General features: G+C 34.6%; 12 protein-coding genes. 8 read left to right on the top strand and 4 right to left on the bottom strand.

Translation table 11 applies throughout. The annotated features are described in order from the left end of the window. Nucleotides 1-12 precede the first annotated feature (12 nt). Nucleotides 13-1,209, top strand: a complete 1,197-nt coding sequence (gene hemA, locus OOL01_RS08305) for a 5-aminolevulinate synthase (protein ID WP_264687269.1) — start codon at nt 13-15, stop codon at nt 1,207-1,209. 321 nt (nt 1,210-1,530) lie between these two features. Here hemA and OOL01_RS08300 read toward each other — a convergent pair whose 3' ends face one another. The 3 genes from OOL01_RS08300 to rimM are packed head-to-tail and all read right to left on the bottom strand — an operon-like array spanning nt 1,531 to nt 3,350. Beyond that, nucleotides 1,531-2,223 (bottom strand): inositol monophosphatase family protein, encoded by a 693-nt coding sequence (locus OOL01_RS08300; protein ID WP_264686803.1) that lies wholly within the window; start codon nt 2,221-2,223, stop codon nt 1,531-1,533. Continuing rightward, nucleotides 2,224-2,790 carry an elongation factor P gene (gene efp / locus OOL01_RS08295; RefSeq protein WP_010403241.1) on the bottom strand — a complete coding sequence of 189 codons (567 nt, stop codon included), beginning with the start codon at nt 2,788-2,790 and terminating at the stop codon, nt 2,224-2,226. A 59-nt stretch (nt 2,791-2,849) separates the two neighbouring features. Then, a complete protein-coding gene (rimM, locus tag OOL01_RS08290; protein WP_007302194.1) occupies nt 2,850-3,350 on the bottom strand; it encodes a ribosome maturation factor RimM in 501 nt (166 codons plus the stop codon). Nucleotides 3,351-3,447: 97 nt separating this feature from the next. On the opposite strand from rimM, the gene OOL01_RS08285 reads away from it, so the two are divergent. The 4 genes from OOL01_RS08285 (at nt 3,448) to ltrA (ending at nt 8,951) form a co-directional block, all read left to right on the top strand. Beyond that, a complete protein-coding gene (locus OOL01_RS08285; RefSeq protein WP_264686802.1) occupies nt 3,448-5,541 on the top strand; it encodes a DEAD/DEAH box helicase family protein in 2,094 nt (697 codons plus the stop codon). Continuing rightward, entirely contained in the window at nt 5,499-7,046 is a 1,548-nt protein-coding gene (locus OOL01_RS08280; protein ID WP_264686801.1) for a hypothetical protein, read from the top strand. Before OOL01_RS08285 ends, OOL01_RS08280 begins: the two co-directional genes overlap by 43 nt. 350 nt (nt 7,047-7,396) lie before the next feature. Beyond that, nucleotides 7,397-7,519 carry a hypothetical protein gene (locus tag OOL01_RS08275; RefSeq protein WP_264686502.1) on the top strand — a complete coding sequence of 41 codons (123 nt, stop codon included), beginning with the start codon at nt 7,397-7,399 and terminating at the stop codon, nt 7,517-7,519. A gap of 43 nt (nt 7,520-7,562) precedes the next feature. After that, on the top strand, nt 7,563-8,951 hold the full coding sequence (gene ltrA, locus OOL01_RS08270; protein WP_264686800.1) for a group II intron reverse transcriptase/maturase: 1,389 nt from the start codon (nt 7,563-7,565) through the stop codon (nt 8,949-8,951). On the opposite strand, the gene OOL01_RS08265 is transcribed toward ltrA, so the two are convergent. Beyond that, entirely contained in the window at nt 8,948-10,117 is a 1,170-nt protein-coding gene (locus OOL01_RS08265) for an aspartate aminotransferase family protein (protein WP_264686799.1), read from the bottom strand. The genes ltrA and OOL01_RS08265 overlap by 4 nt on opposite strands. 64 nt (nt 10,118-10,181) lie before the next feature. Between OOL01_RS08265 and OOL01_RS08260 the strand changes: the two genes are divergently transcribed. From OOL01_RS08260 to tsaD, 3 genes are all read left to right on the top strand, one after another. Next, nucleotides 10,182-11,609 carry a sensor histidine kinase gene (locus OOL01_RS08260; RefSeq protein WP_010403276.1) on the top strand — a complete coding sequence of 476 codons (1,428 nt, stop codon included), beginning with the start codon at nt 10,182-10,184 and terminating at the stop codon, nt 11,607-11,609. Nucleotides 11,610-11,785: 176 nt separating this feature from the next. Next, nucleotides 11,786-12,523, top strand: a complete 738-nt coding sequence (locus tag OOL01_RS08255; RefSeq protein ID WP_010403278.1) for a WD_0702 family putative metalloprotease — start codon at nt 11,786-11,788, stop codon at nt 12,521-12,523. 71 nt (nt 12,524-12,594) lie between these two features. Further along, nucleotides 12,595-13,605: a tRNA (adenosine(37)-N6)-threonylcarbamoyltransferase complex transferase subunit TsaD gene (gene tsaD, locus OOL01_RS08250; RefSeq protein ID WP_264686798.1), complete on the top strand. Its 1,011-nt coding sequence runs from the start codon at nt 12,595-12,597 to the stop codon at nt 13,603-13,605. Nucleotides 13,606-13,650: the final 45 nt, after the last annotated feature.

Genomic DNA, 13,650 nt, shown 5'->3' with positions numbered 1-13,650 from the left:
ATAGATAAAAACTTGGTAAACTACGAAGAAATATTCTTAAATAAAATCAAAGATATAAAAGAAGAAGGGCGCTATCGTGAATTTACGCATTTTGCGTCATTACCTGGCAAACTTCCCTATATTATGGATTATGAAAGAAATAGAGAGGTTATTGTCTGGTGCAGTAATAATTATCTGGGAATGTCACAAAACGATAGTGTCATTGCTGCTATTCAAAATTCATCTGTTGGTGCTGGAGGAACAAGAAATATATCAGGTACAACAAAGGAAGTTGTTGAGCTCGAGAAGTCTTTGGCTGACTTGCATCAAAAAGAAGCTGCTTTAACTTTTGCTTGTGGCTATCTTGCCAACCAAACTACACTTAGTACTTTATCGTCTGTTATTCCGGGCGTGGTAATTTTTTCAGATGAGAAAAACCATTCTTCAATGATAGAAGGTATAAAATCAGGAAAAAGACCGAAGCACATATTTAGGCATAATGATGTTGATCACTTAGAGCAGTTGCTAAAGTCTATAGATATAAAAACGCCGAAAATAATAGCACTTGAATCTGTATACTCAATGGATGGTGATGTAGCACCGCTTGAAGCGATATGTGATCTAGCAGATCAGTATAATGCAATTACCTATTTGGATGAGGTACACGCAGTTGGCATGTATGGACCGCGCGGTGGCGGAATTGCAGAAAGAGAAGGTTTGATGGATAGAATAACTGTTATTCAGGGTACATTATCAAAGGCTTTTGGAGTGATGGGTGGATATATAGCGTCTTCAAAGAGCTTGGTGGATGTAATAAGAAGTTCAGCCCCAGGATTTATTTTTACTACTGCTATGTCACCCGTTTTAGCAGCAGCAGCAAAGGCAAGCGTTGAGCATTTAAAATCGAGCAATGTTGAAAGAGAGAAGCAAAAGCAGTCTGTTGAAAAGGTAAAAGACTCACTGAGAAACGCAGGAGTGAATTTTATGCAAACAGAAACTCATATAATTCCAATCATAATTGGCGATCCTGAGTTGTCCAAAAAAGCATCAAAATTGTTATTTGATGAGTATGGAATATATGTACAACATATAAATTACCCAACAGTTTCCAAGGGGACTGAGCGCTTCCGTATTACTCCTACGCCTTACCATACAAATGAAATGATAGAGCATTTAACAAAATCTCTTGTAAAAGTTTTTGAGAAATTGTCTGTTTGTGTCTGTTGTTGAGTTTAAAGTTGCCAAGAATAAGGTATCTATTTAAAAGCATGGTTAATGTACAAAATCAGTGCTTTATTTCTTGTCATGAAAGTAGCTAACACTGGGATCTATAGCTCACACAGGTAAAGTTTACTCTTTTGTCATCCTATGGCTTGACCATAGGATCCAGTCTAAACAATCTGGATTCTAGTGTCACGTGCTGGAATGACACCTATTTGTTCCTATAGTTGTCTTTTCTCGTCTATCTTATTTTGCCACCCTGCTGCAATGAGGGGTAGGTAAGACCATTTATTATTTTCACTACGTGACTTTTGCTCTTTTGAATGAACTTTAGTTTATATCTCCAGCAATGACAAGCGCGTTATCTTCCCTTAATCTCCCACCGCTTTCTTGCAGAAAAAGCCTACCGAGTGAAGTTTTATATTTATTAATTCCAGAGTAAATTATTCCATTGTATCTTCCGGCAGCAAGATATGCAAAACCTAGTACCGTTGAGCCAAGGGAGCGTAGATTATTATTGTCAAGTGGTAATTTATTTAACAAATTACCACTTATGTCTATTATTCCCCCTTCACGAGCTTTCATCCGCATTTTTACATGGCGAGATTTGAAATCTTCAAGAAAAGCTCCTTTCTTTTCCTCTGCCCAGAAAGTTTCTCTAAGCGCTGGAGCATCAATCACAGCTGCTACAACTCTGTTTTTATGAATGAGACAAACTGATACTGCAAAATAAACCATACAACTAAAAAGGTTTTCCTTGCCTTCTATAGGTATAATAAACCAAGTATAACTGCCGTCTTTTAGATCTTGGCCCACATCGTCTTCAAAAATAAAGTCATAGTTCTGGTTGTAGTTTTTCAAGCAATCGTATATAAGTTGCTTGGATTTTGAATAAGTTTTATTGATAAAGTCTGCTGACTTAACGCTTGAAATTTGCAATTCATTAAAATCACGTATAAGCTGCTTGGAGGCACTTCGTACAGAATCAAGCATCACATTGATTCGTGGTGATGAAATGGCCATTTACTCTTTTACTCTTTCGTAATAGCTATTATCAGGAGTATGTACTACAATTTTATCCCCTTCTTTTATAAATTGAGGCACGTTAACACGTATTCCGTTTTCCAAAATTGCAGGCTTATAAGAAGCAGTAACAGTCTGCCCTTTGATAACAGACTCTGTTCCTTTTACAGTTAGTGTAACGTGATCAGGCACATGTGCAGAAATTATTTTATCTTGATAAGTTACTACTTTAATTTTCATATTATCTTGCAAATAAGCCTTCTTTTCCCCTAATAAGTCTAAATTTATAACAATCTGCTCGTAACTACTTGGATGCATAAGATTTACGATATTCCCTTCAGTAAAGAGATAAACATATTCCTCTTCATCTAAAATTGCCCTTCTGATTGTTGCATCAGAGCGAAACCTCTCATAGTACTTTGCTCCTGTTTGGATATTTTTCATTTCAGCTTGTATATATGCACCACCCTTACCAGGTTGAGTATGCATAATACTTATAACCGAAAATAAACCACCGTTATGTTCTAGTACCTGACCTGGCCTGATATCATTAGCCCTTTCTGCCATAATTACACTTTTAATTTAGTCTGATGATTATAAATAACTTTATACAAATATCAAAATTTTTATTGGCCAATGAATTCTGGCATGTTGATTACTATATATCTTTCCTTCATGTTGATGTATGGAAATATTTCTTTAGTGAAAGATAGCATAATGTTTTTTTTTGTGCTGATAACCAAAATTTCTAATATATCCCCTGAGCCAAAATTATGTACAGACTTCACATAGCCATATAATTCATTACTTTCTAATCTTACTTCCATATTCACAAGATCATTTTGGTAAAATTCATCCTCATCATTTAATTGTGGTAGCTTATTTCTCTCTATATATAACTTTTTATTTCTTAAAAGTTCTGCTTCATTACGGGAGTTCACACCGCTAATTGTTGCTATTACTAAATTATTACTGACAACAGACACCAAGCTTATTTTATAATTTTCACTTCCGCTTATTAGTTCACCATATAGGAAAATATTTTCGGGCTTTTCAGTAAAGGTTTTTATCTTAACAGCTCCTTTGATTCCATGGGGAGAAGTAATTATTCCGAGGCATATATTCATATTAATATGATAGTTGAAATCAGCTTTTTGTCTATAGAATTGACAATTTACTGAATTAACATACAATTAATATTGTGATAATTATAGTGGATAATGTGTGAGTTCTATCAGCAATCAAGAAAAGCAAAGTATTATAAGTGGCTTAGAAGAAATCAACTGTAAGTTGCAAGGTGAATCTATAAAACTTGATGATACAAAGGAATCTATAATAGTAGCACGTCGTAAACCTGTTGTTGGAGAGGCATTAGAACATTTACGCAACCCTTCTACTACTAACTGTAATGTTCTGATCGATGCAGAAACTGGGTTTGGCAAGACTTACGATATTGGAATGTGGAGCCATGTACTAGCCCAAGCAGGGTTTCATCATCTGGTTGCAGTACCAAACAGTGATCTAGTAAACCAAGCTAAAAAAATGATGAGTAGTGCATTTACTGTAAACATTAGGACACCCAAAACTGCTGAGGAAATTAAAAATGCACTGCAGGCAACTGAACCTACAACAATTATAATAACACATGACCTGCTATTACAGCAAGAAAATGATCAGAAATTAAAAGACCAAAATACCAAGTTGTGGATTAGTGTTGATGAAGCAGACAGTATTAATAAGCAGCAGGATTTTGAGAACATGTGCAAGCTTGATGAGAAATATCCTACGACTTACCTCACTGCAACACCAAAGAGAAGGATTTTAAATAGATGCGGAAAAGTTATCAGCCCGACAAGATTGAGTAGACGTTGTATTGCAAACGCCATCGAAACAGCAAGTGTTATTGCAAAAACCAATAGGAGAACAAATTTCACTCTAGCATTTGTAGTGAATATTGCTGTTACTATAATACCTATGATTACATTATTTCCTGTTATAAATAGTAATGTTGCTGCTGTAATTGGTCTAACTTCAGATTATTGGCTGTATTCTGCTTTGATTGGAAACTTATATTATACAATTTCTATGTTTATATTTGGTATAGTAATGTTGCCAATTTGGTGGGTACTAACTAAAGCAACTGGTGTAGAGTCAAAAGAACTGCTTTCCAGATTTCTTGCTAACGTGCGTAGCTTATTTACTAGAGAAAAATCGAGCCCAGCTCATGAATATGTTGAAGAGAGCGAAGAAGTTTTTAATTACAATAAGCTTGTTGATACCGATGATTTATTAACTTCTATAAGATGGAATGTGCAAAGCCCAATTGGAGAAAGTGCTCTGCTTTTAGCTGATGATGTAAATAGTATAGTTAATCTTAACTTTGCGTTGCAGGGTAGAGATAATTTAGTATATGAAGGTAGTACACGTTATGAAGTGTATAATAAATTTCAGCCTGAAGGGATATCTTATCAAGACTATAGGCTCAAGTTACGCGAAGCGAACTTTATAAGCTGCGTTAAAAAGCAACATCCTAGTCTGACAGAAGAGCAGATATCTGAATTAAAAGAAAAGGTGGATTTCAGTAGTACTGCTGAATATCTAAAATATAGAGTAATGCATTCAATGATCGATCTTACTCTCTCATATTTAATGAAGTGTGATAATATTACTTTAGATAAAAAAAGAAGAGAAGGTTTGAGTGAATTGATAGAAGATGTTAAAAAGAATGTTAGCACCACTAATGATAACAATATTATAAGCTACCTAGAGAGAAAAGGCTTTAGTGAGCAATTTGCTAGAGATGAGCTCTTACCGCAAATAAAGACAGTAATTGAAGCATTGAGTAAAAGTGATAATGAGCAATGCAGCTTAATAGTTGATAATTGGCGCTTAAGCAAAGAGCTCCATGACCTCATGGAAAGAGAGGAAGGTATACTACATAGTCTCATTGATTTCTGCAAACAAAATAAATGTATCTTTGCAGGAATTGGGAAAAATGATCTTGGTATTGGAGAAAACAGACTCTTTTCAGCGATAATACGTAATCAGATAGGTGGATATCGAACTCTTTATTGTGATTATGAAAAAAGAGATTTTGATTCATTGGCTAAATATGCGTTGACAACGGTTATAGATGGATCGAAAGGTCGTGGATTTGATAGTGAATATAATCATGTTGCATCAATATTTGCAGATTCGGTTAGTCAGTTCAATAATCCATCTGAAGCCCTACAGAATCTTGGAAGAAATAGAGAGCGTAATGAGAGCAGACAATCATGGTTTTTGCTGCTGCAGGTGAAGAAGTTGAGCTATTTGTGAATAAGATCTTAGCAAATTTTAAAAACGAACCACAGAAATTTTGTCAGAAAGTTTTGTTTCCAGCTACTAATAAATACAATAAGTTGCTAAAAAATAGAATGGGAGAAGAACTTGGAAGAAAAATAGAAATCTATATTAGTAAAAATATTGATGCATTAGGAAATATTGATGATTCAGCTCTGAAGAAGTTTTCTAGTGATTTGATAAAAGAAACGTATGAAAAAGTTCATGATATAAATGATTTTGATGTCAAAAAGACAGAACAAGATTTACATAGGATTTTAAAAAGTACAGAGGCATACCTTCGTTCATATGAGAACAGAATTAAAAACAACGGTAAATTATCTTGCACACGCTCAGCTTTATTTTCTGTGGGGAGTGCTATAACAAAGGTAATGTATTATCTTTGGGCAGGGTTTGACTATTTAGTCTTTTTGGCTAAAGCGTACAATATAGATAAATCTGGAGATACCAGTGCAAGAGCGTATGTACACATAATCAGAAACTGTCACTGTGAAAGTAGTGTGAAGGCGCAAAATGTATTGGTTCATGCATTAGAAATTGCCAAAGAACATGACAGCAGTTTCAAAAGAAATAGTTTGTACGAAGGCAATGAGGATAGATGTAAAGAAAAAATCATCTCATATTTTCAATCCAAGCAATATATACGTGCATTAGATAGAACAATTGCTCAAATTGAAAATAAACACTTGGTAACAATTTTGAAAGCTGTAGGCTACGAAGATGATGCTAATAAAATGGCACAAGAAATCAAAGATTTTTTATGTGATTTAAAGAATTTAAATTGTGTAGACTTGAGAGAAAAATATTATCAAGGCAACTTATATCAAGAAAGCAAATTATACAAAATCAATAATCAAGTTAGTACGATAATTGATGAAATTGTAAGGTGTCATAAGTGGCATCATGGAATAGAGGACTTAGAGCTAAAATTAAAAATCAACCATAATATTTTTGAAGTCAGAGTTAACAATGATTTTTCTAAGTTACGTGAGAAAAACTTTAACAAACGCTCTAAAGAAAGGACATATCTAGGTAGAGCTATGTTACTTATTGGGTTTATAATTTCAATGGAGCTTATAGGTAGAATATCATCAGGTCAGACCATGCCATTGCCTTTACTTTGCGGTTTTATAGTATTTGGACCACTGGCACTCTTGTGTGGTGCATTGTTATATGAAATAACAACCTATTTAGTGAGAGGAGCATTTTTTACTTTTGGAGTGCCAGTTGTGTTAGAGGAGCTATTTAAATTCATTGTTAAAAACAGTTTAATGCAGAAGTTATTAGATGTGGCATTATCGTTTGGTAATGGTGCTTTCTTAGGTGTTGAGAAGAGTGCCGTGCAATCTTTTATATTTGAAGATGCAACAAAATTTGACTCACTAAGTGATATAAATGAGCTTACACTGATAAGAGAACAGGAAAAGGCAAAGTGTACAAATGAAGTAGCTGATAAAGTTGTAGCTACAGGTGCGCCGTAGAGACATGGAAAGTGTTGAAGCTGCATGATAGATGAGAGGGTGGGCCCCTCGGAGCCGGTTTACAAGAGCAGGCTTTAAACAACCATAAGCTGCTTTGGTAAAGAGCCAAGGTGGTGAGCGTTATGGAAAAGGTGCAACTATGCATCATGTGTGAAGTAGAGAGATGAACGAAAGTGAACCACTGATGAAGTGTCGAAAATGACAATTAGGAGGCGTCAAAACCAGGGGTTCTGTAGTAACCTGGGATAAGTCTATCAGGAGCTTGTTTACTGGGTAGATGGCGTCCGGCATAGAGGTGGCATGAATCTATTTTAGGCTATTGTGCGGAACTACGGGAACCTGTCGTTTCGATGATAAGGAAGAAATCCAAGGAGCTAAACTCTAAGGATGAGAGTACCGATGCGAAAAACAGGGGCGGATCAGCTCGTAGTAGTGAAGAAGTTTCTGTAATGGGAATGGAGCGAAGGGGCTGAGTTATTTAGTTTTAGTTATTTATCAACCGCAAGGGAGGAGTTAATGAATAAAACAAAGTCTTTTGATATACCAAAGCAACTTATTTGGAGAGCTTATAAACAAGTATCGAGAAATAAGGGTGCTGCTGGTGTAGATGAGGTTTCGATAACAAAATTTGAGGAAAATCTAAAAGATAATCTGTACAAACTATGGAATCGGATGTCATCTGGAAGTTATTTTCCAGAAGCTGTAAAAGCTGTTGCAATACCGAAAGGTACAGGAAGAGGACAAAGAATTTTAGGTGTTCCTTCAGTAATCGACAGGATAGGGCAAACAGTAGCTTCTATGTATCTTGAGCCGCTAGTAGAGCCAAAATTCCACGAAGATTCATATGGTTATAGACCAAATAGATCTGCATTGGATGCGGTAGACACAGCGCGTAAAAGATGCTGGAGGTACGATTGGGTGATAGATCTTGATATATCAGGATTTTTCGACAATTTAGACCACAAGTTGGCATTGCAAGCTATCAAGAAGCACACAGACTGCAAATGGGTCATACTGTATGTTGAAAGATGGATGAAAGCTCCAATTCAGCAAACAGATGGCAGTAAGGTAATCAGGGATAAAGGAGTTCCACAGGGAGGTTCAATAAGCCCGATAATCTCAAACATATTTATGCATCATGTATTTGATGAGTGGATGAGACAAAAGTGCCCAACAATACCATTTGAGAGGTATGTAGATGATGCGATAGTGCACTGTAAGACTCAGAAGCAGGCGGAATTTATGAAGATAGCAATTGAAGAAAGATTGGCTGAGCATAAGCTAAAATTACATCCTGAAAAGACACAAATTGTGTACTGCAAGGATGACAATAGAAAAAGTGAATTTCCTACGCAAAGTTTTGATTTTCTGGGCTACACATATAGACCAAGGTTAGCAAAAAGTAAAATAGGAAAGCATTTTGTTTCATTTCTTCCTGCAATTAGCAACAAAGCCAAGAAAAATATTACTACAACCATAAGGTCATGGAAAATACTACGAAATACACACAAAACATTAGAGGAAATATCAAAGATAGTAAATCCAATAGTCAGAGGCTGGTATCAGTACTATGGCAGGTTTTACAGGAAAGAGATATACAAACCTCTGAGAAACATAGAGCGGCACCTAGAAAAGTGGGTCAGAAGAAAGTACAAGAAACTTCGAACTCATGGAAGACTAGCAAGGCAACTTCTAGGAAAAATGAGAAAGGAAGGGCCAGAAACTTTCTACCACTGGATATTAGGTTTAGGTCAAAAGATGAATAATGGAAGCTGTGTGAGTCGAGAGGTTCATGCACAGTTTTGCGAGGGGCTCGTGGGGAAGTTCCACCGGTCTACTCTCCCTTTATCTGCAATTTTGATACAGCCAACAACTAGTGAGCAGGAAGGTTTAGTTTTTAACTAGAACTTTTCAGATAAATACTGAGTGAGGATTTCAATGCCTTCATCAATCTCTTTTTCAGTGATAATGAGTGGAGGCAAGATTCTTAGAACGTTATCTGATGTTACTCCAACAGTAAGTAAACCACGGTGACTTAGCTCTTCTGCAAATTTTTGGTTATTCATTTTTACTTTTATTCCTAGCATCAACCCTTTTCCTCTCACTTCTTCTATCATTGGAAACTTGCTTGCTAAATTTTCTAGTTTGTTTTTTAAGTACTTACCTCTAACTTCAACATTTTCTAAGAAGCCAGGGCTGAGCAATTCATCCAATACAGCATTACCTACTGAAGTTGCAAGTGGATTACCACCAAAAGTAGAACCATGCATACCGACCGCCATGTACTTAGCAACCTTTTCAGTTGCAAGACAAGTCCCCAGAGGGAAACCTCCTCCTATTCCTTTTGCAAGAGCACATATGTCAGGCTTAATTCCTATGTGTTCATATGCAAATAACTTTCCTGTCCTGCCAGCACCGCACTGAACGCAATCAAAAAATAGCAGTATGTCGTTTTCGTTACATAGTTCTCTTAGCTCTTTCATGAAGACTTCACTCATTACTTTAATACCACCTTGTCCCTGTATTGGTTCTATTAATATAACACCTATGCCATTAGAAATTGCTTTCTTTACACTCTCAATATTGGGCTCTATGTTATCACACCAGTCAATATAAGGATTCAGTAATTCAGAAAATTTCTGTCTATCGTTTGTTGCACAAGTTAAAAATGTCCTTCCATGAAATGCACCATGAAATGTTAGAATTCTATAGCGATTTTTATTACCTTTTCCATTTTGATAGGCCCTAGCGATTTTAAGTCCACATTCCACTGCTTCTGATCCAGAATTTGCAAAAAATACAGTATTAGCAAAGCTGTTGTTTATTAAATTTTCTGCAAATTTGTTGGCAGTAGATATATTATAGGTATTTGATATATGCCATAGTTTTTCTCCTTGTAATTTTAGGACATCAGTTAATCGTGGGTTGGCATGACCTAAACTGCTAACAGCTATTCCAGAGTGAAAATCTATATAGCGCTTATTATCGATATCATACAAGTAAATACCTTTGCCATAAGAAAAATTTATGTTAACAGGAGAATAAACTGGCAAGATAGGAGAAATTGTCATAAAAGTATGATATGCTAATTTTTTATTAATACCATAAAAGACGTTATTTCACAATGAGAAGAATATGTATAAATTAAGTAAATTAATTTTTACTACACTAAAAACAAATAGATATACAAAAATTATCTCGCTATTCTTATTAATTTTTGTGGTTTTATTGGGCACAATATACCGCAGTTATTCATTAAAGAATAATTTTCTTTCTTTTTACCGTAATTCAAATGCAAACTTAAAAGATCTATTGGAAAATAGTATAATAAAAAAATATCATTATTTACTAATAGAAAAACATCATATTAAATATAACAGTTTTGATTACATAAACCAGTTGGTAAAATTGCGTGCTGAATTGTTACAATCAGTAAGCAAAGTAAGAAATTTTAGCTTAATACTGTATGATCAAAATGCCAGAGTAATTTTCAGTAATTTTAATACTCAAGGTCATGACTATGAGCAGTTGCTTACAAATGATGAAATTGATAAATTGCTAAGCAATCAAGAAATATTTTACGCTACAGGAAATACATTAACTTCTACTTTCCCTATATTTCATGAAGATGACATTAAGCCTTCATTTTTTTTGAAGATCATTCAAAGCTATAATGACTCTTATATTATGGTATATAGTCTATTTTCAATATTAATGGGCTTATTACTGGTTATCTTAATACTAATAATGCTTTATTTGCACTTTTCCAATACCCAAATGCTAGCCAAGCAGCATAAAACTAATATTGAATTACAAAGGGTTAAAGAGGCATTAGAGCAAGAAAATGCAAATAAGATAAAATTTTTTGCAAGTGTTACACATGAGTTGCGTACACCTCTTAATGCTATTATTGGATTTGCAAAGTTGATCAAAAATGAAACTTTAGGTTCGGTAGATCACTCTAAATACAAGGAATACGTAGACGATATATATAATGCTGGTACACATTTACTTGCTTTGATTAATGATGTGCTCGATTTTTCTAAAGCTGAATCAAGTAGTTTAACAGTAGAGAAAGTGAAGTTTAATCTGAATAAGATAATAGATTCGTGCTTAAAAATGTTATCACCTAAACTAAAAGAAACAGGTATTAGTTTAAAGAAAGAGATATCTGATAAACAATTATTAGTTATCGCCGATCCCAAAAGAATGAAGCAAGTTATAATAAATTTGTTATCAAATGCAATCAAGTTCACTCCTCAAGGTGGTTTAATAAGAATGATTATTAAAGAGAATATAGAAAAAAATTTATTAACTATTGAGTTTCATGATAATGGAATAGGGATAATGCAGCAGGACATATATAAAGTTATGTCCGTTTTTGGCCAAGCAGATTCGGGATATAGAAACGAAGGCACAGGTATCGGATTACCTCTAAGCAAGAAATTAGTAGAGTTAATGGGTGGGACTTTCAACATTCAAAGTGAAGCAAAACTTGGTACTACGATAACATTGAGCTTCTTTTATGAAGAGCAAACATGTGAAAAGTTGATTGATTTTTAGTAAAATATATTTGATATTGCACTTTTATATCTAGTACATTCCTAAGTCATACTGACGTGATACCTCTTGGCTAATAATAAGTAGCGGAATGTAAGTAAATTAAACTTTTTTAGCTATACTTCCTGAAAACACTTTATAATTCTTGAGCATAAAGAAAATTCCTTTAATAATGAAGCATGCTAATCAGGAACTTAATAAAACAAGCAACTCAAGTAGGAAATAGTGAAAACGTAATACAATATGTCAAATATCTCTATCAATTTGAGAAGTTTAGAAATACATTAAACCTCACTTTGTCACTAATAAAGCAAACTAGACTCTCGTTTGAAATATATCAAGAAGGATTAGTGGATATGGAAGAGGGAGTGTGTAAGACAATTCGTTCTTCTGGTTTAAATAAGTATGTTATTGTGCTAAGAAGGTCAAATCCTTACATCATAGTACATGAACTTTCACATATGGTTGAAAATGAACTGAACTTAAGCTTAGAGCAAGAATTTCTCTATAAAGTTTATCAGGATATTGAGCAGAACTTAAAGCAGTCAAATATTCTGGTACAAAAAATTATTGGTCAAATTATATTTAAGGAGATACAAGTTTACCAAACTCCAAAATCACGTGCGTCTGAGTTATTCGCACGCTATTTTGAGCTGTTTGCTTGGGCTCAGGAAGTTTATCCTAAAGATAAAGAATATCTAATTCGCACTCAAGATTTAAATAAAGTATTTCTTGCTACTAACCAATGGAAAAAGAGATGCCTGGATCCACAAATAATGAAGATAATAGATAAAGAAGTAAAGGAGTATAGCAATAAAACTGCCTTTAAAGATATAAACAAAGTACAAAGCAGTTGGACTAATAAATTTTCCTCTGGGAGTAAAAAAATTGGTTCTATATTTGGAGATGATAATTAGCTTAACAGAACAAAGTTCACTTCTTCAACATTTCAAGTTATAGTTCTCACAATTAAAGAGTTCAAATATATATGAAAACTATATTAGCTGTTGAAACAAGCTGTGATGAAACTGCAGCAGCAATTGTAAATAGTAATAAGCAAGTCCTTGCTCACGAAATTCTTTCTCAGGAAGAGCACAAAAAACGCGGTGGGGTAATACCTGAAATAGCGTCACGTGCTCATATGAAGCATTTAAGTGGTCTAGTAAAAAGCGCTATAGAAAAATCTAACCTTAACTTTTGTGATCTAGATGCAATTGCAGCAACATCAGGACCAGGACTCATAGGTGGACTAATAGTTGGTACAATGATGGCTAAAGCAATTTCGCATGTAGCACAAAAACCGTTTATTGCAGTTAATCACTTAGAGGCACACACATTAGTTATTAGGCTGCTATATGAGGTTAAATTTCCATTTCTAGTCCTACTTATATCGGGTGGCCATTGTCAATTTTTAATTGCACAGGATGTAGGTAAGTATATTAAACTTGGAAAAACACTTGATGACTCGCTGGGTGAAGCGTTTGATAAAATTGCTAAGATGCTGGATCTAAGCTATCCTGGAGGTCCATTGATTGAAGAGTTAGCTAAAAAAGGTGATGGTATGAGATTTAAGCTGCCAAGAGCAATGATAAAACGTTCTGGATGTGACTTCTCATTTTCTGGAATTAAAACAGCAGTAAAAAACTTAGTTAAAGAGCTTGCAATGAGCAAGCAAGATGTTTGCGATATGTGTGCTTCGCTTCAAGAGTGTATTAGCGACATATTACTCGATAGAGTCAGAAATGCTATTGATATCACTGCATCTTTAAATATTAAAATCAATGATTTTGTAATTACCGGTGGAGTTGCAGCAAATAATTTTCTGAAGGAGAGATTGAAAAAATACATAGATTTGAACGTGCTTTCTCCTCCAAGCAATTTATGTACAGACAATGCAGTTATGGTTGGATGGACAGGAATTGAAAGGTTACAGAGAAACTATGTAGACTCTCTTGACTTTGCACCAAGGCAAAAGTGGGAATTAGAAAAATATTACTAGCACAAAAAATTATCTACTATATAATGCGGCCGCTGGTGAATTTTT

The organism is Wolbachia endosymbiont (group B) of Rhopobota naevana, assembly GCF_947250615.1.
Classification (GTDB): domain Bacteria; phylum Pseudomonadota; class Alphaproteobacteria; order Rickettsiales; family Anaplasmataceae; genus Wolbachia.
This window is presented reverse-complemented; position numbering and strand designations above follow the sequence as displayed.

Excerpts from the sequence above, each read along its gene's own strand:
- rimM (WP_007302194.1), bottom strand. The coding sequence starts at position 3,350 with ATGAATATATGCCTCGGAATAATTACTTCTCCCCATGGAATCAAAGGA.
- OOL01_RS08275 (WP_264686502.1), top strand. The coding sequence starts at position 7,397 with ATGATAAGGAAGAAATCCAAGGAGCTAAACTCTAAGGATGAGAGTACC.
- tsaD (WP_264686798.1), top strand. The coding sequence starts at position 12,595 with ATGAAAACTATATTAGCTGTTGAAACAAGCTGTGATGAAACTGCAGCA.
- ltrA (WP_264686800.1), top strand. The coding sequence starts at position 7,563 with ATGAATAAAACAAAGTCTTTTGATATACCAAAGCAACTTATTTGGAGA.
- efp (WP_010403241.1), bottom strand. The coding sequence starts at position 2,790 with ATGGCAGAAAGGGCTAATGATATCAGGCCAGGTCAGGTACTAGAACAT.
- OOL01_RS08300 (WP_264686803.1), bottom strand. The coding sequence starts at position 2,223 with ATGGCCATTTCATCACCACGAATCAATGTGATGCTTGATTCTGTACGA.
- OOL01_RS08255 (WP_010403278.1), top strand. The coding sequence starts at position 11,786 with ATGCTAATCAGGAACTTAATAAAACAAGCAACTCAAGTAGGAAATAGT.
- OOL01_RS08280 (WP_264686801.1), top strand. The coding sequence starts at position 5,499 with ATGGTTTTTGCTGCTGCAGGTGAAGAAGTTGAGCTATTTGTGAATAAG.
- OOL01_RS08260 (WP_010403276.1), top strand. The coding sequence starts at position 10,182 with ATGTATAAATTAAGTAAATTAATTTTTACTACACTAAAAACAAATAGA.
- OOL01_RS08265 (WP_264686799.1), bottom strand. The coding sequence starts at position 10,117 with ATGACAATTTCTCCTATCTTGCCAGTTTATTCTCCTGTTAACATAAAT.